The sequence below is a fragment of the Haloarchaeobius ordinarius genome, assembly GCF_051801355.1.
In the GTDB taxonomy this organism is placed as follows: domain Archaea; phylum Halobacteriota; class Halobacteria; order Halobacteriales; family Natrialbaceae; genus Haloarchaeobius.
Window position 1 is genome coordinate 146,624 of record NZ_CP196560.1, and the last position, 24,735, is coordinate 171,358.

Annotated in this window: 22 protein-coding genes and 1 pseudogene; 9 read left to right on the forward strand and 14 right to left on the reverse strand. The window is 63.4% G+C overall.

The genetic code is table 11. From position 1 onward, the window contains the following. Positions 1-113 precede the first annotated feature (113 nt). Positions 114-725, forward strand: a complete 612-nt coding sequence (locus ACSC1R_RS00835; protein ID WP_439027172.1) for a response regulator transcription factor — start codon at positions 114-116, stop codon at positions 723-725. A 253-nt stretch (positions 726-978) separates the two neighbouring features. Further along, positions 979-3,198, forward strand: a complete 2,220-nt coding sequence (locus tag ACSC1R_RS00840) for a bacterio-opsin activator domain-containing protein (RefSeq protein ID WP_439027173.1) — start codon at positions 979-981, stop codon at positions 3,196-3,198. A 153-nt stretch (positions 3,199-3,351) separates the two neighbouring features. On the opposite strand, the gene ACSC1R_RS00845 is transcribed toward ACSC1R_RS00840, so the two are convergent. The 9 genes from ACSC1R_RS00845 to ACSC1R_RS00885 all read right to left on the reverse strand — a co-directional run bounded on the left by ACSC1R_RS00845 (position 3,352) and on the right by ACSC1R_RS00885 (position 13,228). After that, positions 3,352-3,540: a DUF7576 family protein gene (locus tag ACSC1R_RS00845; RefSeq protein ID WP_439027174.1), complete on the reverse strand. Its 189-nt coding sequence runs from the start codon at positions 3,538-3,540 to the stop codon at positions 3,352-3,354. Between the two features lie 74 nt (positions 3,541-3,614). Continuing rightward, positions 3,615-6,302, reverse strand: coding sequence for a phosphoenolpyruvate carboxylase (gene ppc, locus ACSC1R_RS00850; RefSeq protein ID WP_439027175.1), 2,688 nt, complete (start codon positions 6,300-6,302; stop codon positions 3,615-3,617). A 104-nt stretch (positions 6,303-6,406) separates the two neighbouring features. Next, positions 6,407-6,730, reverse strand: coding sequence for a transcription factor S (locus tag ACSC1R_RS00855; RefSeq protein WP_439027176.1), 324 nt, complete (start codon positions 6,728-6,730; stop codon positions 6,407-6,409). 6 nt (positions 6,731-6,736) lie between these two features. After that, positions 6,737-7,306: a hypothetical protein gene (locus tag ACSC1R_RS00860; RefSeq protein ID WP_439027177.1), complete on the reverse strand. Its 570-nt coding sequence runs from the start codon at positions 7,304-7,306 to the stop codon at positions 6,737-6,739. Continuing rightward, positions 7,299-8,174 carry a hypothetical protein gene (locus tag ACSC1R_RS00865; protein ID WP_439027178.1) on the reverse strand — a complete coding sequence of 292 codons (876 nt, stop codon included), beginning with the start codon at positions 8,172-8,174 and terminating at the stop codon, positions 7,299-7,301. Before ACSC1R_RS00865 ends, ACSC1R_RS00860 begins: the two co-directional genes overlap by 8 nt. A gap of 56 nt (positions 8,175-8,230) precedes the next feature. Next, complete coding sequence (locus ACSC1R_RS00870; protein ID WP_439027179.1) at positions 8,231-9,064, reverse strand: RAD55 family ATPase; 834 nt, start codon at positions 9,062-9,064, stop codon at positions 8,231-8,233. Between the two features lie 530 nt (positions 9,065-9,594). After that, a complete protein-coding gene (locus ACSC1R_RS00875; protein ID WP_439027180.1) occupies positions 9,595-10,587 on the reverse strand; it encodes a beta-ribofuranosylaminobenzene 5'-phosphate synthase family protein in 993 nt (330 codons plus the stop codon). A gap of 106 nt (positions 10,588-10,693) precedes the next feature. Further along, the gene (locus tag ACSC1R_RS00880) at positions 10,694-11,650 is read right to left on the reverse strand and encodes a glycosyltransferase (protein ID WP_439027181.1); all 957 of its coding nucleotides are present in this window, start codon (positions 11,648-11,650) and stop codon (positions 10,694-10,696) included. A 264-nt stretch (positions 11,651-11,914) separates the two neighbouring features. Continuing rightward, positions 11,915-13,228 carry an alpha-amylase domain-containing protein gene (locus ACSC1R_RS00885; RefSeq protein WP_439027182.1) on the reverse strand — a complete coding sequence of 438 codons (1,314 nt, stop codon included), beginning with the start codon at positions 13,226-13,228 and terminating at the stop codon, positions 11,915-11,917. Between the two features lie 231 nt (positions 13,229-13,459). Here ACSC1R_RS00885 and ilvD point away from each other — a divergent pair, with 231 nt between their 5' ends. Continuing rightward, positions 13,460-15,187: a dihydroxy-acid dehydratase gene (gene ilvD / locus ACSC1R_RS00890; protein ID WP_439027183.1), complete on the forward strand. Its 1,728-nt coding sequence runs from the start codon at positions 13,460-13,462 to the stop codon at positions 15,185-15,187. A gap of 224 nt (positions 15,188-15,411) precedes the next feature. Here ilvD and ACSC1R_RS00895 read toward each other — a convergent pair whose 3' ends face one another. The 3 genes from ACSC1R_RS00895 to ACSC1R_RS00905 form a co-directional block, all read right to left on the reverse strand. After that, the gene (locus ACSC1R_RS00895) at positions 15,412-15,690 is read right to left on the reverse strand and encodes an amphi-Trp domain-containing protein (RefSeq protein ID WP_439027184.1); all 279 of its coding nucleotides are present in this window, start codon (positions 15,688-15,690) and stop codon (positions 15,412-15,414) included. An 84-nt stretch (positions 15,691-15,774) separates the two neighbouring features. Further along, positions 15,775-16,458 carry a DUF7504 family protein gene (locus tag ACSC1R_RS00900; RefSeq protein ID WP_439027185.1) on the reverse strand — a complete coding sequence of 228 codons (684 nt, stop codon included), beginning with the start codon at positions 16,456-16,458 and terminating at the stop codon, positions 15,775-15,777. Between the two features lie 70 nt (positions 16,459-16,528). Continuing rightward, positions 16,529-17,377, reverse strand: coding sequence for a protein phosphatase 2C domain-containing protein (locus ACSC1R_RS00905; RefSeq protein WP_439027186.1), 849 nt, complete (start codon positions 17,375-17,377; stop codon positions 16,529-16,531). A gap of 117 nt (positions 17,378-17,494) precedes the next feature. Here ACSC1R_RS00905 and ACSC1R_RS00910 point away from each other — a divergent pair, with 117 nt between their 5' ends. Both ACSC1R_RS00910 and ACSC1R_RS00915 read left to right on the forward strand, forming a co-directional pair. Continuing rightward, the gene (locus ACSC1R_RS00910; RefSeq protein ID WP_439027187.1) at positions 17,495-18,226 is read left to right on the forward strand and encodes a hypothetical protein; all 732 of its coding nucleotides are present in this window, start codon (positions 17,495-17,497) and stop codon (positions 18,224-18,226) included. 178 nt (positions 18,227-18,404) lie between these two features. Then, on the forward strand, positions 18,405-19,166 hold the full coding sequence (locus tag ACSC1R_RS00915) for a hypothetical protein (RefSeq protein WP_439027188.1): 762 nt from the start codon (positions 18,405-18,407) through the stop codon (positions 19,164-19,166). 197 nt (positions 19,167-19,363) lie between these two features. On the opposite strand, the gene ACSC1R_RS00920 is transcribed toward ACSC1R_RS00915, so the two are convergent. Further along, complete coding sequence (locus ACSC1R_RS00920; RefSeq protein ID WP_439027189.1) at positions 19,364-20,185, reverse strand: hypothetical protein; 822 nt, start codon at positions 20,183-20,185, stop codon at positions 19,364-19,366. Positions 20,186-20,901: 716 nt separating this feature from the next. On the opposite strand from ACSC1R_RS00920, the gene ACSC1R_RS00925 reads away from it, so the two are divergent. The 4 genes and pseudogenes from ACSC1R_RS00925 (at position 20,902) to ACSC1R_RS00940 (ending at position 24,346) form a co-directional block, all read left to right on the forward strand. Beyond that, complete coding sequence (locus ACSC1R_RS00925; protein WP_439027190.1) at positions 20,902-21,303, forward strand: type IV pilin; 402 nt, start codon at positions 20,902-20,904, stop codon at positions 21,301-21,303. Position 21,304: 1 nt separating this feature from the next. After that, positions 21,305-21,727 carry a type IV pilin gene (locus ACSC1R_RS00930; RefSeq protein ID WP_439027191.1) on the forward strand — a complete coding sequence of 141 codons (423 nt, stop codon included), beginning with the start codon at positions 21,305-21,307 and terminating at the stop codon, positions 21,725-21,727. A 398-nt stretch (positions 21,728-22,125) separates the two neighbouring features. After that, positions 22,126-22,428: pseudogene (locus ACSC1R_RS00935) on the forward strand (recombinase family protein); the annotation flags it as partial. A gap of 568 nt (positions 22,429-22,996) precedes the next feature. After that, positions 22,997-24,346: an AlbA family DNA-binding domain-containing protein gene (locus ACSC1R_RS00940; RefSeq protein ID WP_439027192.1), complete on the forward strand. Its 1,350-nt coding sequence runs from the start codon at positions 22,997-22,999 to the stop codon at positions 24,344-24,346. Here ACSC1R_RS00940 and ACSC1R_RS00945 read toward each other — a convergent pair. Then, positions 24,343-24,645, reverse strand: a complete 303-nt coding sequence (locus tag ACSC1R_RS00945; RefSeq protein WP_439027193.1) for a hypothetical protein — start codon at positions 24,643-24,645, stop codon at positions 24,343-24,345. The two genes, ACSC1R_RS00940 and ACSC1R_RS00945, sit on opposite strands and share 4 nt — an antisense overlap. Positions 24,646-24,735: the final 90 nt, after the last annotated feature.

Here is a 24,735-nt window from a genome sequence, read left to right on the forward strand (position 1 = left end):
TACTCGGTCCTCGGTGCTCAAAGAGGCGGCGGTCTCGCCGTCCCAAGGTGTGTAGGCCGGGTTATCTGGTGGGGGAGTGTCGAAAGACGTGATACTGGGAGGTCACGTAGTTCATGTCAGGTATCGGTTCGACCGCCGACGGTGCACCCGAGCAGGAGACCACCGTCCTCGTAGTGGACGACGACGCCGACCTCGCCGAGACGTACGCGCTCTGGCTCGGCGACGAGTACGACGTCGAACTGGTCGGCGACGGGGAGACTGCCATCGACCGGTACGGCCCCCGGGTCGACGTCGTGCTGCTCGACCGTCGGATGCCGTCGGTCTCCGGCGACGAAGTCGCCCGCGAACTCCGGGCACGCGAGTCCCCCTGTCTCGTGGCAATCGTCACGGCGGTCAGCCCGGCGTTCGACCTGCTCGACGTTCCCTTCGACGAGTACCTCCTGAAGCCGGTCGACCGGGAGACGGTGGTCGGGACGGTCGACCGACTGGCGGCACTCGCGGCCATCGATGACGAACACGTCCGCGAGTACTACGCACTGCAGTCGACGCTCTCGGTGCTGGAACGCCTCGAGTACCGTGACGCCGCGTCCAACGACCAGCTTCGGCGGCTTCGACGACGACTGGGACGGATGCGCGAAGCGGCACGGACTGCACTCGACGAAGAGACGATGGCGGCACTCCCCGACGACCTGTCATCGCCGTTCGAGATGCGGTCTGACGGCTAGTCGTTCCCACCGCTCGGTCGACCCGAGAGCGCACCCTCTCTCGCCTCCGGGACCTCCAGAAACCGGCGTCGAACGCGGCGACGTTCTCCGATTCCGAACGTTCCCCCCGCGATGCATTTAACATCGTCTGGACCCCATCTTTGGCAACGAGATGGTCAGCGAGTTCAATGTTTTATTTCTGTCAAATGAGCGTGTTCCTTCGCCACCGGACCCTGGTGGCGGGCTCCCGCTGTCCGTGGTCACGGAGCAGTCGTTGAGGGGCGTCGGAGAGCGACTCGACACCGACGAGTTCGATTGCGTCATCGCCGACGTCGGTGTCGACGGCATCGACGACCCGGCCCTCTGTCACTCGCTACGAGAGGAGTTCGCCGACGTCCCGTTCGTCCTGCTGGCAGACGACGCCGAAGCGGTCCCACCCGACCTGCTCCCGGAGAGCATCGTCCACACGCTCGAACCGGGTCAGCAGGTCCCCTTCCGCGAACTCGCCACCTACGTCTCGGCGACGAGCGGACTCGCCGCCCCGTCGGACGGTGACGAGGCCGTCGACCGGTTCGGGGTCTTCGCACAGCACTCCCAGGACGCCGTCGTGACCGTCGACGACGACGGTGTCATCACCAACGTGAATCCGGCCGCCAGCACGCTGTTCGGGTACGACCGGTCGGACCTGGTCGGCTCCTCGCTCTCGCTCGTGTTCTCCGAGACGGAGGCAACCGACGCCGTCCTCGACCCGATTACGGGCGAGGCCAGACCGTCGCTCCAGTGGCAGACCGCCCAGCTCGACGTTCGCCACGCCGACGGCTACGAGATTCCAGTCCTCACGACGTTCGGGACCTTCACTGGCGAAGACGGCCGGTACCACACCGGCATCGTCCGCGACATCTCCCAGCGAAAGCGCCTCGAGACGGAACTCGAATCCCACTTCGAGCGGGTCACGGACGCGTTCTTCGCACTCGATACCGCCTTCGACTTCCAGTACGTCAACGAACACGCCGCCGAACTCCTCGACGTCGACCCCGACACCGTCGTCGGTGACAACGTCTGGGAGCGTTTCCCCGAGGCCGTCAACTCCACGTTCCAGGCGCAGTACGAACGGGCGCTCGAGACCCAGGAGTCCGTCGCGTTCGAGGAGTACTTCCCGCCACTGGAGACGTGGTTCTCGGTTCGGGCGTACCCCTCCGAGACGGGGCTCTCGGTGTACTTCCGGGACGTGACGGCGCGCAAAGAGCGCGAGCAGGAACTGGAGCGTCGGCGGGCCGAACTGGAGAGTGTCGCCCAGTTGAACCGGGTCGTCCACGGTATCAACGAGGCGCTGGTCGAGGCGGCCAACCGCGAGGCGGTCGAACGGCTCGTCTGTGAGGAACTGGTCGAGTCACCACAGTTCGATTACGTCTGGCTGGGCCGCACCACACGGACGCCGAGTGACCTCGAACCGGTCGCCGCCGCGGGTGACGGCCCGTCCGCGACAGCAGTCGGATTCGACAGCGACCAGCCCGAGGGGGTGGAATCGCCCGCCGTCGCGGCAGCGCGGACCCGCGAGGTACAGGTCGTCGACGATTTCCAGACAGACGACACGTTCGGTCCCTGTTGCGATGCGGTGGTCGACTCGGGCTTCCGGTCGGCTGCCGCGGTCCCACTCGTCTACAAGGACACGCTCTACGGCGTCCTCGAAATCTACGCCGGGCCCCCGCGCGCGTTCACCGAGGGTGTCGTCGACGCGCTCTCACAGCTCCGGAGCGTCGTCGGCCTGGCGTTCAGCGCGACCGAACGCCGCGCGGCCCTCATCGCCGACCAGACCATCGAACTCGAACTCGAACTCGTCGCGGCCGACTGGACGTTCTTCCAGGCGGTCGCGGACGCGGACGCGCGACTCGAACTCGACGGTGCCACCGCACTTGACGACCACACCTTCGTCGAGTACTTCACCGTGACACGCGGCGACGTCGACGTCATCGCCGAACGAGCGACCGAGAGCGAGGCCATCCAGGACGTGACCATCGTCGACGAGGACGGCGACGAGACGCTCCTTACCCTGACCATCGTGGACCCACCCATTTCGACACTACTCGCCGACCACGGCGGGACGTTGCGGACCCTGGTTCTCGAAGGCAGCAGAGCCCGTCTGCTGGCTGAACTCCCGAAATCTGCCTCGATTCGGTCGATCGTCGGGTCGTTCGAGGACCTGTTTGAGCGCGTCGACATGCGGGCGAAACGTGAACAGCAACGCCCCGAGCGCCGAATCGCCGAACTGCGGTCGGCACTGGAGGACGAACTCACCGACCGACAGCGCGAGGCCATCGAGACAGCACTCTACGCGGGCTACTTCGAGTGGCCGCGACGAAGCGACGCCGAGGACATCGCAGCCGCACTCGATATCTCCTCACCGACCTTCCACGAGCACCTGCGCACGGCCGAACAGAAACTCCTCTCGGACCTCTTCGACGGGAACGCCGAGTACGTTCGCGACGTGGAGTGATAGCCCACCTAACAGGAAAGGGGTCGAAGCCATGCTGTACTCCGTCGTCGCTACCGATACCGGGACGACTGCAGTCCTGGGCAAAAGCACCCGAACTCCCCCATGTCAGGCGGCCAGCCTGCTGTGGCCGCCTCGATTCCCCCCTCGTGTCCGTCACTCCTCGAGCTGCCAGTGCTCACGACAGGCCTCACCACAGAACGAGACGATGACGACGTCGCCATCGGCCGTCGTCTCGGTCGTCGCTGGGTGCCACTCGCTCGTGTTCACCGGGTCCCCACAGACTTCGCACGTGTCTGCACCGCGTTGCTGTGACTCTGCCGAAATCGTGTCTGTCGGGTCCATCGTGTCCTCGTCCGGGTGTTACGATGGGTCTTCTAAAAGGGTTACACCTACCTACGAAGTGACCGGGGCCGAAATCAGCCGGTGTTTTTCATCCCGGCCGCGATTCCTTTCACGGTGAGCCGCAGGGTCTGTTCTTCCTCTTCGGTCCGGTGGGTCTGCTGGAGCAGCCGGGTCTGGAGCAGATTCAGCGGGTCCACGTAGGGGTTTCGCCGCTCCAGACTCTCGCCGAACCACTCTCGTGCGTACAGTTCGTCGCGGTCGGCGACCGTCTTCACGAGGTCGGTCGCACGCTCGTATTCGCCGCTGACGCGGGGGAAGAACCGTTCGCGCAGGTCGGCGTCTGCGAGGTCGGCGTAGTGCTGGGTGATGTCGAGGTCGGTCCGCGCGAGCGCGAGCGCCGCGTTGTCGAGCATCGAGCGGAAGAACGCCCAGGAGTCGTACATCTCCTGGAGCGTCTCCACGTCGCCGCCCTCGTCCAGGTAGGCGTCCATCCCGGTCGCCAGCGAGTACCAGCCCGGCAGGATACACCGCGACTGGGTCCACGAGAACACCCACGGGATGGCCCGGAGGTCCTCGACCGTGCGCTCGCCCGAGCGCGAGGCCGGGCGGGAGCCGAGGTTGAGGTCCTCGATGACCGTGATGGGCGTCGCCTGCTCGAAGTACTGGACGAAGCCCTCGGTCTCCAGCAGGCCGCGGTACTCGTCGCGGGCCGCGTCGGCCATCGTCTCCATCGCGTCGAGCCACTCCTCGGGGATGGACTCGTCGGGCTTCTCGATGGCGTTCTTGCGCGCCCGGAGCTGGGCGTTCAGCATCTGTTCGATGTTGCGCTTTGCGACCCGGCGGTTCGCGTACTTTTCGGCGATTGCCTCGCCCTGCTCGGTGAACTTCACCTGCCCGGTGATGGTCCGGTTCGGCAGCGCGAGCAACGCCTCGTTCATCGGGCCGCCGCCACGCGAGATAGAGCCGCCACGGCCGTGGAACAGGCGCAGGGTCACGTCGAACTCGTCACAGATGTCGGCGAGGCGGCGCTGGTTCTTGTACAGCGACCAGTTCGCCGCGAGGAAGCCGTTCTCCTTGTTCGAGTCGGAGTACCCGAGCATTATCTCCTGGGTGCCACCGCGGGCTTCGAGCGCCTGCTGGTACGCCTCGTTCTCGAAGAGCGTACCCATGATGCGCCGGGCACCGGAGAGGGCGCGTTCGGTCTCCAGCAGGGGGACGATGTCGAGTCCGCAGTACTCCGGCAACTGGACGACGCCCGCCTGGTCCGCGAGGAACAGCACTTCGAGGACGTGCGAGGGCTCGTCCGTCATCGAGATGGCGTAGGTGTCGATGGCGTGGGTGCCGTACTCGTCTTGCCAGTCGGCCAGACAGTCGAACCGGCGCAGGACGCGTGCGGCGGTCTCCGAGAGGCCTTCCCGGTCGGTCACGTCGACGATGGGTTCGTCCTGCAAGACGGCCTTCGTGAGCAACTCGACGCGCTCGTCCTCGCTCTTGTCGTGGTAGTCGACGCCGCTCCGGGCAAGGGCCTCGGCGACGGCCTCGGTGTGGTTCTCCTGATGGTCACGCAGGTCCAGACTCGCCAGCGAGAAACCGAACGTCGCCACCTGTCGACGGACCGGTTCGAGGTGCGAGGCGACCACCGAGTCCGCACCGTTCGCTTCGAGGCTCTCGACGAGCACGTCGAGGTCGGCCGCGAGTTCGTCCGCGGACTCGTAGCCGCCGGGCCGGACGTCGGTCACCCGGTCGAGTTTCTCCCGCATGAGCTTCAGTTTCTGGCGGTACGGCTCGTTCGGGTAGCGCTCCTCGGCCGTCTCGGCGACGCCGGGGAGGCGCTCGCGGTCTGCCTCCAGGGACTCGGTGAACGCCTCGCCCACGTCGACGCGGGCCCCGTCCTGGCTCAGGATTCCTGACAACGACTTCAGTTCGCGGCGGTACCGGTCCAGCACGACGCGGCGCTGGCGTTCCAGCGTGTCCGTCGTCACCTCGGGCGTGACGAAGGGGTTGCCGTCACGGTCGCTCCCGGCCCACGACCGGAACTCGAACAGTTTGTCCACGTCGAGGTCGTCGAACTCGTCGCCAAGCGCCTCTTCGAGGTCGTCGTACACCTCGCCGACGACGTCGAACAGCGTGTTCTCGAGGTACCACTGGACGTTCCGGGCTTCGTCGGTCGGGTGGGGCCGACGCTTGCGGACCTGCGGCGTCTGCCACAGGCTCGTCACTTCGGCGTCGAGGTCGCGCTCGACGCGCTCTTTGCCGTCGTCGGTGAGCCGATGTTCGTCCAGCGTCTCCAGGTGGTCCGCGACCGACCGGAGCTTCGCTTTCACCGTCTTCCGGCGTGCCTCGGTCGGGTGCGCGGTGAACGTCGGCTCGATGAGCACGTCGTCGAGCACCTGCTGGACGGTCTCGGGGTCGGTCTCGGCCAGCTCTTCGACGGCGTGTTCGATACCGTCCGCCGGAATCCCATCCTGGCTGGCCCGCCGAACCGCCCTGACGCGTTCGCGCTCCTCGGCGAGGTTGATGAGTTCGAAGTACGTCGTGAACGCCCGCGCGACGATGCTCTCCAGTTCGGGTGTGAGCGTGTCGAGTTCGCGCTCCAGTTCGTCACGACTGTCGAGTTCGTCTCGGCGGTAGTCGATGGCCTGTTCGCGGATCGATTCGACGGCTTCGAACGCGCCACGGGAGGCCTGCGATTCGAGTACGTCACCAAGGAGGGCACCAAGCTCCCTGACGTCCTGTCGCACGTCCCTGTCGTGCAAGGTCATACCATGGGATACGGCGGCGCCCCCTATAATGGTCCAGTCTGGAGAGAAAATTGCCACTCGATGTAGAGTAAAAATTCGTTACAGAGCGTGACTGTTCAACTGGCTCAGTTGTAGCCGCGCCACTTCTTCCCGCACTCCGTGCACTTGAAAAAGCGCGTCGGCGGTTCGTCCGCCGAGGCCGTCTGCTGGATGTAGTACCACGCCTTCTGCGTGCCACAGTTGTCACAGGTCACGTCGGTCGCGGTCGGCTTCCCCTCGAACTCGGCGTTCTCCTCGGTCTCGATGACCTCGCTGTCGGTCTGTGCCTCGGTGGTCACGAAGTCGGCCTCGTCGTCCCGGTTCCGACCCTCGGTGGCCCCGCAACTCGAACAGACCCATTCGTCGCCCTGTGCCTTCATCATCGAACCGCAGTCGTCACAGAATTGCATTGTGTCTCAGACGTTTTCGAGTCGTTCGTCTTCGAGAACCTTCGGGCAGTCCGCTACTTCAAAGTGTTCCATGTCCACCTCCTCGCGGATGGTCGTGCCCGCGTGATGGCAGGCGACCTCGGGTGGGTCGGCGAAGTACTCACAGCGCTGGCAGTACTTGCTCTTCGAGATGGTGCGGACCTCCTCACTGTGGGGTTCGGGCTCGACGGTGGACTGGTCGGCGTCGACCTGCTCCCAGAGTTCGTCCGGGTCCACCTCGCCGACGTCGACCGACTCGAACAGGTCGTCGTCGTCCGTGGCCTCCCCCCCACGACGCCGGTCCGCCAGGTCGTCGGCCATGTCGCTGAGTGGGCCGGACCGCACGGTAGGTTCGTCGTCCGTCTCGAGGTCGGTATCGGGGGCCGCCGCCGACGAGTCCGTCTCGTCGGCCACGATTTCGGCCCGCACCGTGGACTGCTCGTCGTCTGTGTCGTCGTCCATCCCGTCCGCGTCGTCCGCGTCGTCTACCTCGCCAGCGCCGTCGACCACCGTCTCGTGCAGGTCGGCGAGCGGGGCGTCGTCGTCACCGTCACTCATCGACGTCACCACCGGTCTGGAACTCGGGGGCGTCTTCGGTATCCTCGAAGAACTCCTCGGCGAGCCCGTCGTCCACTGGCGAGTGGTCGCTCTCGGGCAACGCCGGCGGGTCACCGGTCAGCAACCGGTGTGAACCGAACGGCCCGAACGAGGTACTGCGCTCGACATCGCTGAACGGACTCGCACAGTGTGGGCAGGCCGCTTCGTTCAACAGCGCCAGCCTCACCGTCGAATCGCACTCTTCGCACTTCGCCCGGTCGATGCCTTCGCGGTTTGCCGCGAGCTGTAACGCTTCGGCACCGGCGCGGCGGGATTCGGCGGCCGCGAGTCGGGACACCTCCCCGCGGAGGTCGACGGTCACCCGGGCGAGTTTCAGGAGCTTCCCGTCGATGTCGTCGGTCGTCGCGACCAGATACTCGAGGATGTCCTCGTAGTTCTGGAAGCCAGCGTCGAGGTCCGCGCGGACGGTCTCCAGTCGCTCGTCGAGTGCACTGACTGTCTCGGCCAGTTCGTCGACCTGGGACAGGCTCGCCTCGAGTTCCTCGTGGGTGTGGCCGGCCGGTGCCTTCTGGTCCGTCTCGTGTTTGACCTGGATGACGCGCTCACGGACGTCCTGGATGAGTTCCATGAACTCCTCGTGCTGGGCGTCGAATCGCGCGTCTATTTCGTCACTGTGTGCGTCGAGGAGCTCCGGCAAGTCGTACGCGGGACGGTCGTCGTCCACCGCCGAGACTGTCCTGTACGCCGATAGCAGCTGCTGGAGCAGTTCGTCTGGGTCGGTGTCCTGTGCGGCAGCCTGTTCGTGAAGCCACTCCCCCAGGTCCGGCGGAAGCTGCACGGAGAGGTCGACCTGCTCCTCGCTCGCCATTCAGCCGGATTTAGCAGGGGATACTCTTAAGGATTGTCGCCGACGAAAACGCGTCTTCACCGGATTTTTCGCACGTCGCTGATGTCGAACCCGCCGTCGTGAATCTCGGTCTCGAACTGGATGATGTTCTCGTCCTCCAGCCGGGAGAGCACGCCCCGGAACTGCTTGACGACGAGGGTCCGCGCCCGCTCGGATCCCCCCGACTCCCACCGGAACACCAGCGACCCGTCGACGGCGTCCATCAGTCGGCCGAGCTGGTGCTCGGAGAGGGCCTCGATGTTGACGAGCAACAGGATGAGGCCACCCCACCGGTACGACGCCTTCTTCAGTCCCTTCATCAGCAGCGTAATCTGGTTCCAGTCCATCTGCTCTTCGGCCGCGCTCAGCAGGTCGGTCACGGAATCGATGACGACCAGACTTCCCGCAGCGTTGTGGTTGAGATACTCGCCGACCGCGTCGAGCGTACTCCGTCGGTCCCTGTCGCCCAGCGACGTGATGTCGCTGGTCGCGTCGGCGTACCACTCCCGGGGAACCTGTGAGAGCTGGAAGTAGTGCTGGGAGAGGTCGACGAAATCGACGGGGACGGTCCCCGTATCAACGAGTTCGTCGTCCATCGTGAACCCCATCTCCTCGACGAGTGCCTCGCGCTCGGCCGTGAACGAGACGTAGTGGATCTCCTCCGGGACCGACGCGTTGCTGTGTAAGCTCCCGTAGTACAGGTCGAACAACTCCGCGTTCTCCCGGGCGAGTCCGTTCATCGCGACGCTCGTGTAGACGAACTCGCGAGCACCCGCGCCCACCTCCCCCGCGAGAAGGACGACGCTCCCCGGGGGCGCACCCCCGCCAATCATCGAATCCAGCCGCGAGATGCCCATCGGCAGCCGCTCCATACCCCGGCAGTCGTGACGGGTACAAGTAACCGTTACGGCGGGTGGGCTGGGGGCCTGTGTTCGAAATTTCCACGCGGCGCGCGCGGCCGCCGGTCCGAACGACAGCGAGTCGGTGGCGGAAGCGCGAGGGATGAGAAGCGCAGCGAAACGGCGCAAATCGGAGTGAAGTCGTTCAAGACGACGTTGCCGTCTCGTGATGTGGCCAGAATCAGAGATTCTGGCTGCTAACCGGAATCGTTGATTCCGGTGATGACGAGAGCGCTTTGCGCTCTCGAACCACGAGCATCGGAATCGGCTGGGGAGGGTGCAGGGCGGTCACGGACGCCAGCGCGAGTGAACTGCTTTTCGACACCAGCCATCACGACATCGAAGACACGGCTGACCACCCCACAGTTCAAATACGAACACGGGACCAGCCCCGCCATGTCCTGACGAGTCACCACGCGGCGGGCTGCGGTTGCACGGCTAGCCGTCGCGTGAGTCACAGTAGCCGTCTGTTCGCTAGCAGCCCGAACCCCACCCGGCCACGCTCACCGCATGTCGGGGTCGACGCGCGTCCCAGCGTCGACCCACGCCCCCGAATTGCCCGGCCGGCAGACGAGCACCTGCCCCTCCACGTCGGCCGCGTCGAGCGCCCGCTCTGCCGCGGCGCGAGCGTCCTCGACCCGGGAGCGGTCGGTCAACCCGTACACCGTCGGCCCCCACGATGACTGCCCGACGCCCGTCAGTGCCTCCGACTCGGCGAGCTCGCCGACGATGGTTCCGACAGGTGGACGGAACACGCCACCCTGTTCGTCGGCGTACCACGCCCCGTTGAGTCGGCCGATTTCGCTCACGGCCGTCCCGAAGGCGTCGAGTCTCCCCTCCGCGACGGCCGGGAGCAGCCGTCGCGTGACGATTCCCGCGATGTCGTCAGCCACCGACGCCTCGGCGCGTTCGACCACGGCCCGCATGCTCTCGTTCTCGCGTGAACCGCTCCGTCCTGCCGGCACGTCGGGGATGGCGAGGACGAACCGCCAATCGGCCGGGAGTTCGTGTCGCGCCGCCACCGCCGGGACGGTCCACTCGCCGTCGGCTGGCGGTGCAGTCGTGAACCGCGTGGTCGGGTGGCCAGCGTCGGCGACGAAGCCGCCCGATTCGAACGTCGCCACGCCGACGCCGGAGCGGCCGCCACGCCCGAGGTGGGGGGCAAGCGCCCGAACGTCGACCTCGCGGCCGTACGCCGCCGCGACAGCGACGAGCGTCGCCAGCGCGAGTTGGGTCCCGCTGCCGAGTCCGACGTGACGCGGAAGTCGGTCCTCCACGCGGACCACCGCCCCGGGGAGGTCCAGGACGTCGAGCACCCGCTCGGCGTACCGCTCGACGTCCGGGTCGTCACAGCGAAGCGAGTCCGCACGTGTCGCCTCGATTCGTGCGCGCGGCTCCGCGAGGCCGACGCCCAGCCCCCCGTAGAGACGCTCGTGCGCCAACGAGAGGTTCTGGAAGCCAAAGTGAAGGCGTGCACCGGTCGAAACGACTGCCATACGCACATGTACGGGGGAGAATGAGAAACGGTTGCGGCGGTGGCAACGGTATCCGGTGTCGGCGTGACAGGAGAGACGCTACCAGCGGTGTGAACGCAGGTCGGCTTCAGAGCGCGCGGAGGATGTACTCGGCGGCTGTATCGTCGCCGTTCTCGAACTTGGGTTCCTCGGGTGGCTGGCGCACCGCACGTGCCACGTGCGGGATGGAGTGTTCCACCTGGAACCCGGCGACGCCGGTCTTCTCGATGACCCGGGACACGCCGTGTTGTTCGTCGGTGAACGGCCAGATGACACACGGCGTTCCAGCGACGGCCGCTTCCATCACCGTCGAGTACCCCGAACAGACGACCACGTCGGCAGCTTCGAGGTAGGGGAGCATGGCCGGAACTGACTCCCACTCGTCGCTCCCGACCCGGGTCACGTCGTGGCCTTCGTCGGTGAGCGTCCGCTCCAGCGCGTCGAACCCGTGCGAGTAGTGGCTTGGGACGAGGATCGCGTCCATCGGGTCGGGGTCGGCTTCGCCGTTCCCCTCCAGTGCGACAGGGGGGATGTGTGTGACTCCTTTCGGGTCAGAAGCGCAGGCCGGCCACACTGCGGGATAGAGGAACTGCTCGCCGGATCCGAGCTGGTACTTCGTCAGGAGCCAGGTGAACACTTCCTCGACGACCGCATCGTAGAAGTACGGCGAGTTGTGCGTGAGGACGTGGAGGGGCGTGTCGGTCAGGGTTGCGGCCATCGCGGCGAACATGTCGTCTGTCACGAGCGCGTCCGGGTCGAGTCGACGGAGCCAGCCGACGTAGTCGAGGACGCGCTTGCCACTCATCGGGACGCTGTGGGTGAGGACCCGGAGGAGGTTCCCACCGTCCTGGTAGTCGCCGATGTAGTCGACGGTCGCGGGGACGAACTCGTCGTAGCCCTGTGACTCGACGAACTTCTGTCCGGGGCCACCTCCTGCGAGGTGGACTGACGCCCCACGGGATTCGAGGGCCTGTGCCACCGCGAGCATGCGGGTGGCGTGACCCGCTCCTTCGGGGTAGTGTGCGACGGCGACGACGGGGTCCATGTTGGTCCGTCTACTTGCGCCGCGCAAGAAGGTTTTGAAATCCGAGACGACGGTCCTGCCTCCAGGTCAGGGTCTCGAACCTGAAATCGCCGTCTGAAATCGCGGAGTGTCTCGCGAAGGGGATGACAGTGAGCGTGTGTCGTGGGACAGGGTATGCCGTGAGACGAATTGTGCCGTGAGACGGATTGTACCGTGGGATCGGCTCTGCCGGGTGGCAGTACTCGTGGCGGGTGTCGGGTGACGGTACTCGTGGCGGATGTCGGGTCAGTACGGCGCGAACGCGGCGTAGCCCATGGGCGGGAACCAGACCTGAACCCAGCCGTCACCGTTGACGGTCTCGTCGGCAGCGCTGCCAGAGTAGTCTTTCAGGGTGGTGTTCGTCCAGCCCGTGTACACCCACTCGCCGCGCCACTGGTCGGTCTTGTTGAGTCCGACGAGCACGTTCTGGTAGCGTTCGTAGATGTAGAGGTCGTCGTCGACGTACCGGGTGTACGCGTTCCCGCCACAGAGGTTGTTGCGAATCCAGAGCAACTGATTGACGTAGGCGTCTTCCAGCCCGGCCTTGTACAGGCGTGGGTACCCCTCGTAGGTGAGGACGAAGGCACGCGCGAGGTCGGTGTACTGCGGGAAGTCGCTGTCGTGGTTCGCGACGAACGTCTGGGCAGCGAACGGGTTCTGGTTGACGACCCCGGCACCGTCGAGGTCGTGGAAGCTCCCGCCGTCGCTGAACGCGCCCTGGATGGCGTTGTACAGTGGGTAGTCGGTGACGCTCATGCCGGTGTCCGCGTAGGGTGCGACGTAGTCTCGGTCGCTGTGGAACACCTCGGCGACGCGGTAGTCGAGCCCGAACTCGTCGGCCCACTGGTTCGCGTAGTCGCGCCAGAACCACTTGGGGACGTGCTTGGCCGCGTCGTAGCGCAGGCCGTCCGCGCCACAGTCGGCGATCTTGCCCATGTACTCTTTGAGTTCGCCGCGGACGTACGAGGACTCCTGCTCGAGGTCTTTGAGCCCGAGGAGGTCGCAGTTCTCGACCTGCCACTGGTCGTTCCAGTCGTCGATGGAGCGGCAGTCGTGGAAGTCCGGCCGGGAGAACTCGGGGAAGTCGAACTCGCCGTCCCCGATGTACGCCATGTGGTTGAGCACGATGTCGGCGTACACCTCGATGCCGTGCTGGTGGGCGGTCGAGATCAGCTCGCGGTACTCGGCTTCGGTCCCGAACGCGCTGTCGAAGGAGTCGTTGTCGATGGGCTGGTAGCCCAGCGGCGGGTGCTGGTTCTCGTCCTGGTCTTCCCAGCTCAGTTTGCTCTTCTGTGGCGGTGGCACCTGGATGGCCGCGTAGCCCGCGTCCGCGACCTTGCTCATGTTCCCGGTGATCTCGGTCCAGGGAGTGTGGTAGTACTGGAGCACCGCGTCCTCGCCAGCGGCCGCGCTGACGGGTTCGCTGTTCGCCGCGAGGGCGGCACCGCCGCCGACGGTACCGAGGATGCCCGCGCCGATGCCGCGAAGCGCGCCGCGCCGTGTCGTCGTAGGTTGGTCGGAAGCGTGTGATGCCGGGGTGTGGCTGTCTTCCTCTGACATACAAGAACGAAGTAATAGTACATAATAGATAAAACCACTAGTTTTTCACCCGAATATAGATTAAGGTTATACCGACTATATTACAAACAATCGGTGTTGTAGTTGGATGTGGCCAGTAGCGATAACCGGCACTGGGGCATCCTCGTCTCGACCCGGTGACCGCCCCGCCGGTCGACAGCAACATCTGTCCCGTCGGCGGGACTTAAGGCGTCTCGTAGCTACCACCCGAGCATGAACGACCGACCGGACAAACCCGAACACCTCCGAAGCCGCGAGGTCACGGAGGGACCGGAACGCGCCCCGCACCGGGCGATGTTCCGTGCGATGGGATACGACGACGCCGACCTCTCCTCCCCGATGGTCGGTGTCGCGAACCCCGCCGCCGACATCACACCGTGTAACGTCCACCTCGACGACGTGGCCGACGCCGCCATCGAGGGCGTCGAGAACGCCGATGGCATGCCCATCGAGTTCGGCACCATCACCATCTCGGACGCCATCTCGATGGGGACCGAGGGCATGAAGGCCTCGCTCATCTCCCGCGAGGTCATCGCCGACTCCGTCGAGCTCGTCAGCTTCGGCGAGCGCATGGACGCCCTCGTCACCGTCGCCGGCTGTGACAAGAACCTCCCCGGGATGCTGATGGCGTCCATCCGCACCGACCTGCCCTCGGTGTTCCTCTACGGCGGCTCCATCATGCCCGGCGAGCACGAGGGGCGCGAGGTCACCGTCCAGAACGTCTTCGAGGGCGTCGGCGCGGTCGCTTCCGGCGACATGACCGAGGACGAACTCGACGACCTCGAACGGCACGCCTGCCCCGGCGCGGGCTCCTGTGGCGGGATGTTCACCGCGAACACGATGGCCTCCATCTCCGAGGCGCTGGGGATGGCTCCACTGGGGTCCGCCAGCCCGCCCGCCGAGGACGAGGAACGCTACGAAGTCGCCCGGCGTGCAGGCGAACTCGCGCTCGAAGTCGTAAACGAGGACCGCCGCCCCAGCGACATCCTCTCGAAGGCGTCCTTCGAGAACGCCATCGCACTCCAGGTCGCCATCGGCGGTTCCACGAACGCCGTGCTCCACCTGCTCGCGCTGGCCGCCGAAGCCGGCATCGACCTCTCCATCGAGGAGTTCGACGAAATCTCGAAGCGCACACCCAAGATCGCCGACCTCCAGCCCGGCGGCACGAAGGTGATGAACGACCTCCACGAAGTCGGCGGCGTCCCGGTCGTGCTCCGTCGCCTACTGGAGGGCGGCTACCTCCACGGCGACGCCATGACCGTGACGGGGAGAACGATGGCCGAGGAAATCGAGCATCTGGAAGCCGAGGGTGACCTCCCCGCCGACGAGGACATCGACGTGGACTTCCTCTACCCGGTCGACGACCCACTCCACGAGGAGGGCGCCATCAAGATTCTGACCGGCAACCTCGCGCCCGACGGCGCGGTCCTCAAGGTCACCGGCGAGGACAACTTCTACCACGAGGGCCCGGTCCGCGTCTTCGAGAACGAGGAGGACGCGATGCAGTACGTCCAGGAGGGCCACATCGAATCCGGGGACGTCATCGCGATTCGGAACGAGGGACCCCAGGGCGGTCCCGGAATGCGCGAGATGCTCGGCGTCACTGCCGCGGTGGTCGGTGCCGGCCACGAGGACGACGTGGCGCTGCTCACCGACGGCCGGTTCTCCGGCGCGACCCGCGGCCCGATGATCGGCCACGTCGCCCCCGAGTCCTACGCCGGCGGTCCCATCGGGGCACTCGAAGACGGTGACGTGGTGACCGTCGACATCCCGAACCGCGAACTCTCCGTGGACGTCTCCGACGAGGAGATTCAGGCACGCCTCGACGCGCGCGACGAACCGGAACCGTCGTACACGACCGGCGTGCTCGCGAAGTACTGCCGTGACTTCGGCTCCGCCGCCAACGGCGCGGTGAGCAACCCCGGCGCGAAGCAGGAGTAAGCGCAGACGGCAGTCCTGGCCGTTCGGCACCTGCGACTGACGCGCCAGTCACGTCTCCTCCCCGGTGGTCGCGTCGTGCCACCACACCAGTTCGAACTCCACACGCCCAGTTCGAACTCCACACGCTGTTTCGCCTGACTGTCACCCGGTCGCCGGTTCGACCCGGCAGTCGTGACTCGGTGAGAATACCGACCCTGCAGGAGAAGACATGGTCTCGCCGCACTTCACAGCGTGTGGGTGTCGGCCCGGTCCGTGTGGACCGGAATCGGCTGGAGCCACTCGATGTCGAACCCGACGCGGCGATACATCCGGACGGACTCCGGCGACAGTTCCGACTCCGACTCCAGCCTGACGTTCACCGTGTCGGCCGGGTCGAAGGTCAGGTCCTCACCTCCGAGGCGGACCCGTACCTCTCCATCTCGCTCGAACTGGTCGGCGAGGATGCGGAGACAGGCAGCGATCTCCGCCCGTGTCTTTTGTTCTTCGGTCTCGATTTCGACCATGTAATTACCTAGGCGAGACTCCCTGATAAGAGGAATCGTCCCTCAGCACGCCGATTCGATGGTGTCTCTGGCGGTGTCGGTCCCTCAGTCGGCCTCTGCCTCCGAGGTGATATCCGCGTCGTCGATGGTGACCCAGCCCTCGGCTGCGTCCGCGATACCGACACAGCGAACCTCTCTCGTGCCGTTCCGTCGACGAACCCGAATCATCCCGTCGAACAGGTGTTTGAGACGCTCGAAGTCCGTCCCGTCGGTCACGTTCGTGTAGATGGGGAATACGGACACGGCGTTGGTCGCGTTCGCGAGCAAGAGCAACTGGTGGGCATAGCGCATGATGGTCTCCGAGTCGGTGGACATGAGGACGCTCGACAGCGAGTCGAACACCATGTGCTGGTCCTCGACACCCTGCTCCCACAGCGTCTCCATACAGTCGTGGACGGCCATGCTCGTCCCGGTCAGGTCAACCGGCGACGGGACGCTCCAGTACCGCTCTCGAGGGTTCGAACGCACCTCGTCGTGCGTCGGCGTGCAGTCGATAACACCCGTCTGGTCGCGCTGGAGCGCGGGCACGTCACGCACGAGTCGGTCGACCATCGTCCGGGCGGCCGTGCGCGTCGTCACGACCGACAGTCCGTCGTCTGGGGTCACTGCACTGGCGAGGATGCGACTCGGTACCGGCCAGACGGTCTCACGACTCGGGCCGGCGACGAGCAGGTCCCGATGACGCGACAACGCAGCGTCCGGGAGAACGTCAGTGAATGTGCCAGACACGGTTCTGCCCGTTAGGATTCATGCAATAGACGACGATTCAGTTACTTAGCACTGTCGGTGCTGGTGGGGGTCACCGCTCGGCGAACGAGACCACGGCGATGGCCACGTCGTCGTGTCGCTTGAACCGTGGAGCGGTCTCACAGTCGGCGTCCGCGCGCTCGAACTCGCGAAGGTGCGAGACGGCATCGACCGGTCCGTGCTCGTGGACGAACGCGGTCGCCTCTGCCCAGTCGCCGAACACTTCGTACGGGTCGACCAGCGGCTCGAACCCGTCGGTGAACAGGCTCACTCCGGCGACGTCTTCGACGATACCGGTCGTCGCGTGGTCGGTCGCGTCGGGCTCTATACTCAGGATCCAGTACCCTTCGGGCGTGTTCTTCGCGGCGCGAATCTCTCGCAACCGGGGTACCATGGCCTCGAACGCCGCCGCGTGCGTGAGTCCGTCCTCGCGCTTCAGCCGGGCGAGTTCGGCGACCGTCTCGGCGTCGTGGTCGCGGGGGCCGTGGCCGTGAATCGCCTCGACGTCGCCGCTCGGGAACCGGAACACGACGCTCGCGTCACCGAGCACCGCGTACTCGACCACCTCGCTGTCGTCGTTCCAGCGCGCCACCGCGACGGCAGCAGATGGTTCACTCGCCGGGTCCACGTCGCCGGCGAGCTCGCGAAACTCGGCGGCGACCGTCTTCACGCACTCCCGGAGCACTCGCTCTAGCGGCGCGTCGTCGTGGACGTGTTCGCGGAGGTAGCGGTCCACGCGGTCGACGTACCAGGTCGCGTCGGTCGCCCCCGGCGTGTGTCGTTCGTCGCCGAGGCCTGTCGCCCCATCGAGGACCCACGCCGCACCCTCGGTCACGGTCGCCGTGTCCTCGTTCACGCCGACCCCGGCGTCGATGTGTACTGTCGCGCTTGCTGCTCGCATGGTGGAATCCAGACGGGCACCGCGCAAGTACCTGCTGCTGGACAGGTGTGGGACAAGTTCGGCTGGCCGGCGACTCGTGGCGGAACCTTTGTCGTCACACAGTGACACGCTAGCGACATGGACACTGCTGGCGACGACCGATGGCGCTGTGCCAACTGTGGGCACGTCCACGAGTCGTACAATCCACCCTGTCTGCGCTGTGCCGGCGAGAACCTCGTCCGGGTCGGAGACGCGGACGACGGAGAGACGAGAGAGTCGGTCGAAACCGACGACCAGCCCACGGGACCGGGGTCCGTGAGAAGCCCCGGCCCTGCAAGGGGCGGCTCCGAACGACCGACGAGCGGTGGCGGGCCACAGCCGGTGACAGAGCGATGGCGGGAATCGCCCCCGTCCGTCGAGTACCTCTGCAAGTCGTGTGGTTCCCGCTACCCCGAACAGAAGACCGTGTGCCCGAACTGCGATGGCACCGACCTCGCAGCCATCCGCGAGCCATCCGTCTCGAGCGACAACTCGGACGACGACTGGGACGTGACGGCGTCGCGGTCGTCGGGTGGCCTGTTCGAGACGGTATCGACTCTCGTCGCGTGGGCGTTCGGGCTCCTCGCGCTGTTCACGGGCTTTGGCGTCCTCCTCATCGCGTTCTCGGAGGCCAACGTCGGCGTCCTGGCGTCTGGCATCCTCGCGACCGCGGCAGGAGCCGTCTCGCTCCCGCCGACACGCCGTCGCCTGTTCCGCCGTCTCGGCGTCGACCTCTCGCGTGGGAAGCTGGTCGCTCTCATCGTCGTACTCTGGGTCGGCGGCAACCTCACCCTCTACGCGACTGGGACGGTCCCGGCAGGCGCAGTGTAGTGCGTTCGAGACCTGTTCCTCGGGGAGACTAACCGGGAGGAAATCACGTGACTCGAAGAAACTCGGTGGTTGCCGGGTTACGTTCACTTCGCCGCGAGGCTATTCCCGTCCATCGTCTCCGTCTCTGTGAGAGGAGAGTATCTCTCCCTCATGGACTATGAGAGGCCCAGACCGAAGTGTGACGAGACGAGACCTCGTCCGAAAGATAGGCATCGGGAGCATCTGCCTCGGTATCGGGAGCGGCATCGCCTCGGCGACCACCGAACCCGGTACCAGGGCAACTCTGGAACAGTACGGGAGACCGGGGGGACGTGGCCGGGATGGCGACGGGTTCGGCGGCGGTGGTCGGGACGACTCCGACCGCGACCCGCGGTTCGGCCTGCGCGGGTGCGTGTACAGCGACCGTCTGGACGCCTACATCTGCCAGGAACGCCCGATAACGACCGGGCTTATCCGGTGTCGATACAACGAACGGTTCAACGTGTACATCTGTCGCCGGGTCGACGACGACACCGACCGACCCGGACCCGGCCCGCGCCGGTGCCGGTACAACCGCCGGATAAACGCGTACATCTGCGACCGGCCGCCGCGGAACCCGCGGTTCCAGTGCCGCTACAGCCCCCGGTTCGAGGCCTACATCTGCCGCGAAGGCGGCGGTGGTGGTGTCGGCCCACGCGGCTGCCGGTACAGCGACCGGTTCGACGCCTACATCTGCCGTCGCCCGCCGCGGAACCCGCGGTTCCAGTGCCGCTACAGTCGCCGCTTCGACGCCTACGTCTGCCGTGAAGGCCGTCGCGGTGGAAGACCAGGCGGCGGCCGGTGGCCGTTCGACGGCGGTCGTGGCGACGGCCCGTTCGACGGGAGTCCTGACGGCCGCGACCGCCCATTCGGCAGTGGTCGGCCGCGCCCGTTCGGTAGTGACGACCAGAAGGAAGAATAGACGGACTCCCGGCCATCGACCGTCCACGTCCCGGTCGTCGTCGACCACGCCTACCCGCCACCGGTTCACGGCCGCACCGGGACGGGACCGGCGTTCCGAGCGACGGCCAACCCTCGTCTGGTTCGGCTCCCATAGCGATGCGTGAGAAACCACCCGGTTCTCTCGTGCCGACCAGCGATTTCCAGCCGGTCGGTCAGCTACTCCACCAACACCGCCGCGCCCGCAACGACCCTGGCCACGCCGGGAAGCACACTCCCGACCACGATACCTGTCGCGTGCGCCACGACGTTCGTCACCCCACCGTCCCCGACCACGTCCGACGGGAACAGCAGGTACACCACGACAAGTGACATCCCGACCGCGTAGCCGAGCACGAGGAGTGTGGTGGACTGCTGGCGTGCTCGCGCCAGCACGTCCCGTTCCGGCCCGATGAGCCCCGTCACCGACAGCACCAGCCCGACCCCGACCAGGCCCACGTGGAGCGGCTCCAGCCCACCGACCAGCCCCACCAGTATCACGCCGCCGGCCGCGAGGACCACCGCCTGCGCCAGCCAGTACGCCCGCCGGAGCCCGTACACTTCCGCGACAAAGGCCACGACCGAAGCGAGTCCCATCCCGGCGAACGCGCCGACGACGCCCGAGAACCCTCTGGAGACGGTCCCCTCCGCGAGCCCCTGCGACGTGAAGTAGACGAAACTCCCGAGATTGACGACTGGTGGGACCAACAGGAGTGCGAGCGCGACACTGTGCCAGAACAGCCCCCTGCGGTTCCAGTGCAGGTACACCAGGTAGGTCGGGACGATGGCAAGGATGTAGCCGGTGAGGTTCGAGAGCAGATGCCCGGAGTTGACGTGTACGAACGCCGACAACCAGAGTGGGAGGAGGTGAAGGTCGTCGTGGGCGAGGGCCAACGTGTGGCGAGCCGTTGGAAAGAAGAGGTGGATTGCTGTTAGTGCGAGTGGGATTACGGAGAGGGCGACGAGTTCTTTGATGATATGGGTGAGTTCGTCGCGTGGCACTGTTGGTGTTGTTTGTGGTGTGTGGTGGTAAATGGTAGTGTGGCGGTCGCTATGGGGGTCGGGTCGTGAGCGTGGACCAGAATAGAGTCTTCGGGCGATACCCACATGTCGCCGTCATTGGTCCAGTGTGGGTAATGACGGTTTTCTGAATGTTGTGACCAGTCATGAACGTTCTAGGGGTGTTCTCAGGATGGGTAAACACTGTAGTATATTTATACAGACACCAGTAGTGACCTCCGATGGGCGGGGTCGTCATTCCTGCCTATCGTATCCCACACCGGATATCGGGGGGGTTGGTTTCCCCGAGTCCGCTTTCGAATGGAACGCATGATAACGATGGGTCCGGAAGCGCGCGCGAGAGTGTTGCTGGCGCCGTTACCATTGGTATAGATAAGGCTGTCGGCCATGACTGGTTAGTTCTCTGTCTTTTACAATTTTTCCGGGCTGGGATTATCGGGTGTGATATTCGGGTGGTTCTTGGAGGTATGAACTATCTAAGTAGGTTTCAATGGGGGCTTGATGGATTACAGGTGGGTGCTGAAGATGCTTCATAAGAACTCATTACTACCAGAACAATATCATATTGAGATAGGTTTATCCCATGCAAGGTAGGTGCATCTGGCAACACCGGACGACGCTGGCGAGCATGGGACCTGCTGAATTCCCCTGGCAGGGCTCGCCAGCGGCCTGACGGTGTGGGATACATACACGCAAACATGGAACTGAAAAACCTCTTTACAGACGACGACGCGGTCTCGCCGGTCATCGGTGTGATCCTCATGGTCGCGATCACGGTGATTCTCGCGGCTGTGATCGGCGCATTCGTACTGAACATCGGCGGTAGTCAAGAGAAGGCACCCCAGGCCTCCTTCGATTGGCAAAACGACTCCAGCGGAGTGGACATCGTTCATGATGGCGGTGACGACATTGAAAACGATACGCTGTCGCTCAGCGGAGCAATTTCGAACAGCTCGATTCAGGTCGGTTCTGACAATGTCTGGTCCGCTGGGGAAGTTGCGACTAACGTCGGGACTGTTTCCTCTGGAGACACTGTTCGTATCGTTTGGAGTTCCCCGAATGGTGGGTCGAGCAACGTAATCGCGGAGAATACCTTCTAAGATGGAACTGAAAAACCTCCTTACAGACGACGACGCGGTCTCGCCGGTCATCGGCGTGATCCTCATGGTCGCGATAACAGTCATCCTCGCGGCCGTCATTGGTGCATTCGTACTGAACATCGGTGGTAGTCAAGAAAAAGCACCGCAAGCGACGTTCGAATGGGAGAATGGAGCTTCATCCACCTTGAATATCACGCACAACGGTGGCGACGATCTTACCACGAGCGAACTCTCCCTTTCGGGTGCGATCTCCGAAGATCCGATTGCCAGCGGTAACCTGACTGGAAGTGATGGTAGCGTTTGGAGTGCCGGTGAAACCCTCCAGTCCGGCATGACTGGCACCTCCGGTGAGACTGTCCGTCTTGTTTGGAGTTCACCGAGTGGTGGGTCGAGCAACGTTATCGCAACGTACACCCTACCGTAACATCGGACCAATTTCTTAATTTTTCAGCCCAGGGTAGCGATTGCTATCGAATTCTAGACTGGGAATATACAATGATATTTTCTGATGGTTGAATTCGAGCGCTCTTGGCCAGTCTGTCCATAAACTACTTCAGTTAATAGTTGACACACCCTGGCCGAATATTCGCGTGCTACTGCCGCGTTTCGACCGTGGAACAGAACCTCGACCGCCAGCTACAATCGACTCACGACTACGCCCAGTCTCGACTCGGCGCGGGACTCAACGAAATCGAGACGCACCGCGACCGACACCTCCCGCCGTGGCTACCGCGAGATGATGGCGGGCGGGGTCGAAGCCATCGTGGCTCACAGTATCTCGTGCATCTCTCGGTACATCCGTGACCTCGGACTGTCGACCGGCTCGCTGAGGCTAGCGCCGAACTCCACATCATCTCCGAGTCGCTCGTGATTCGCCCCGGCGACGACCCGTTCCAGAACGCGCTGTTCCGTCTCCTCGGTGTCTTCGCGCAGTTGGAGGCCGAGATAGCACAGAAGCGGACTCGCGAGGGTATCGCCGCGCGTATAGAGACCGAAGACTACCATCATGGGCCGGCACCGCTGGGATTCGAGAAGGACGATGGAGAGCTGGTCAAGGCTGAGAACTACGACCAGGTGACGACGGTACCCGACATGGTGGCGTCGGAGGACCTGAACAAACTATAGGCGGCTGGTGAACTCGACTGTGGGCGGGCGACGGTTTCCCGGGCTATCTACGAAAGAGGAGAATTGTACGGGTTGTAAGCGTTGAATTGGTACCAAAGAAAAGAGGTATGTTGAGATGTAAGATGTGGATTAAAAACCGGAGCCATATCTCTGCTCTAACAACTTGGCGATAAGTAGAGCAGTAGCAGGTGGACCTGCGATAAGGAGGATGAGTGAGATAGAGCCAACAGTTTCAATGGTTGATAGAACCGGCGTGAATGGTCCCTTAGGACCGAGAACCGATACCAACCCAAATATTCTATTCAGGACCACGGCGAGCAAGGCGAACGTAATGTATCCTTTAGCGAACCGGATTGCAGACACTGCGGACCAATGCACAGATGATGAGTAACATTCAATGGATAATGAATCACAGGGGATGCATCATAGGTCCCTCTTACGGGGCTTAACGCGACTCTCCCAAGCAACTAATCGCAGCGAAGAATGAGCTTGATGTCGGCTTGATATACTTCTGATAGAGTAAGTTGCATAACATTAATTGACAATACCCTCTTCTTCCAGTGTAGTAATGGATACAGCAGAGCGCATTAATCAGGGGGATTCAGAGGATGAAAAATTAGATTATAAGGCGAAGGGAGTAAGCCCGATCAAAATCGCGAAGGAATTGGTTGCGTTTGCAAACGCGAAGGGTGGGTCTGTGGTACTTGGTGTGCCAGAAGACGACGGGCGCCCAGCCAAAATTCAGAATATCGAACATCCTCATCATGAAGCTGATAATGTTTCTGATGCCGTATCTGACCGTGTTATGCCCACTCTCGAATTTGAAAGGAAGATTCTCAATATCGAGGGTAACACGGTTATCGAGCTATCAGTGACCTCGTCTGAGCGAATCCACAGTTATAAACACCCAAAAATTGATGAACCGGTTTTCCCGGTACGTCACAATGCGACTACCCGGTACATGCATGGCCATGATCTTGAAGACCGAGCGAATCGGTTTGCTTCTTCGAGTCCAGAAAAAGAATCAGATTCAGACCTCCTCCGATTGCCTGAGGAGGAGGTGGATCAATCATTTGGCAATTTTTTTATTAAAGCCCCGGAGGGACATATCTCTGACATCTGTATTTTCTCTAAGATTCATTATCCGGGGAATCCTGTGCGAGTCACGCTAAAAGGGTCTCAGCTCCTTAATAGAGAGGTGGAACACATTTTTGCTGTACTTGAATCATTACTTGGAATCAGTAATATGGATTCCACATTCACTATTAATCAGTCCAATGCAGCATGGATCGGTTCAGGTTTTCAGAACTTTGTGGCTAATCTTAGGAATCAAGAAGTTCGATATGAGAATGCGACTCAGGATGAGGAATACGATTTAGACCTGTATAAACACGAGCAAGCGGTGTTTATTAGCGATTTCGGGATTGAATATCCTGAATCTGTTTTAATCATCTATGCTGCTCCGTTTGTAAATCACGATATGTACCGGTACTTTGTGGTGAATCTGATAATAGATGGACAACCTGTGGATGTGCGTCCACTAATTGAAATACAAGAGAACACTGAACTCCTCTTGGATACAGGAATAGACGTGACAATTTCTTCTGATGGGATCAGACAGCCCTCTCGTATTCCAGTGAAGCCAACTGAACTTTCGGTTCAAGACGGATATGTAAATGGCGCATTGTGCCAGAACCCGTTTTATAATAGACGTGAACTTCTCGAAAGAGAGCTCGAGATCGAGCGGGTTGACCCTCTTTCAAAGTATTCCGACCTATACTGCCACTTAATGAATTGGCATGACGAGGACGAACAAGTTGAGTACGAATCCCTTCGGTTTGTGGTGACTGATTGGGATGAATTCACCAAAGGGGTTTATGCAAATGTGAAAGAGGTTCAGTTTCTTGCAGACTGTTAGAGGGCCTCGAGGACGGCAAGGTTCGCAACCGTCAGTTGCGTCCCGGAGACAAGGACGCCGGCGGGGAAAGCGTGGTACACCGGCCGACCGTCCACGCCAAGGTATCTCTCGACGAGTCGCGGGCTCACGCGATAGATGACCAGGAGCGAGGCGAACACGACGACCTTTATCGCGACGAGCCCCGCGATGCCGGCGACCTCCATCGCCCACGAGTTGATCGGGACGCTCTCTAAGGCGATGGGGTGGCGCGTTCCCATCCACGTGGTGACAGTGTCGACGACAACGCATGTGGGGGCCACGAAGCTCCACAGTTAGGTGCAGACCAAGACGTGGAGGACCTCGCGGTAGACATCGAGGCGGCGCTGGAGCTGCTCGGAGTGTGGAGAACA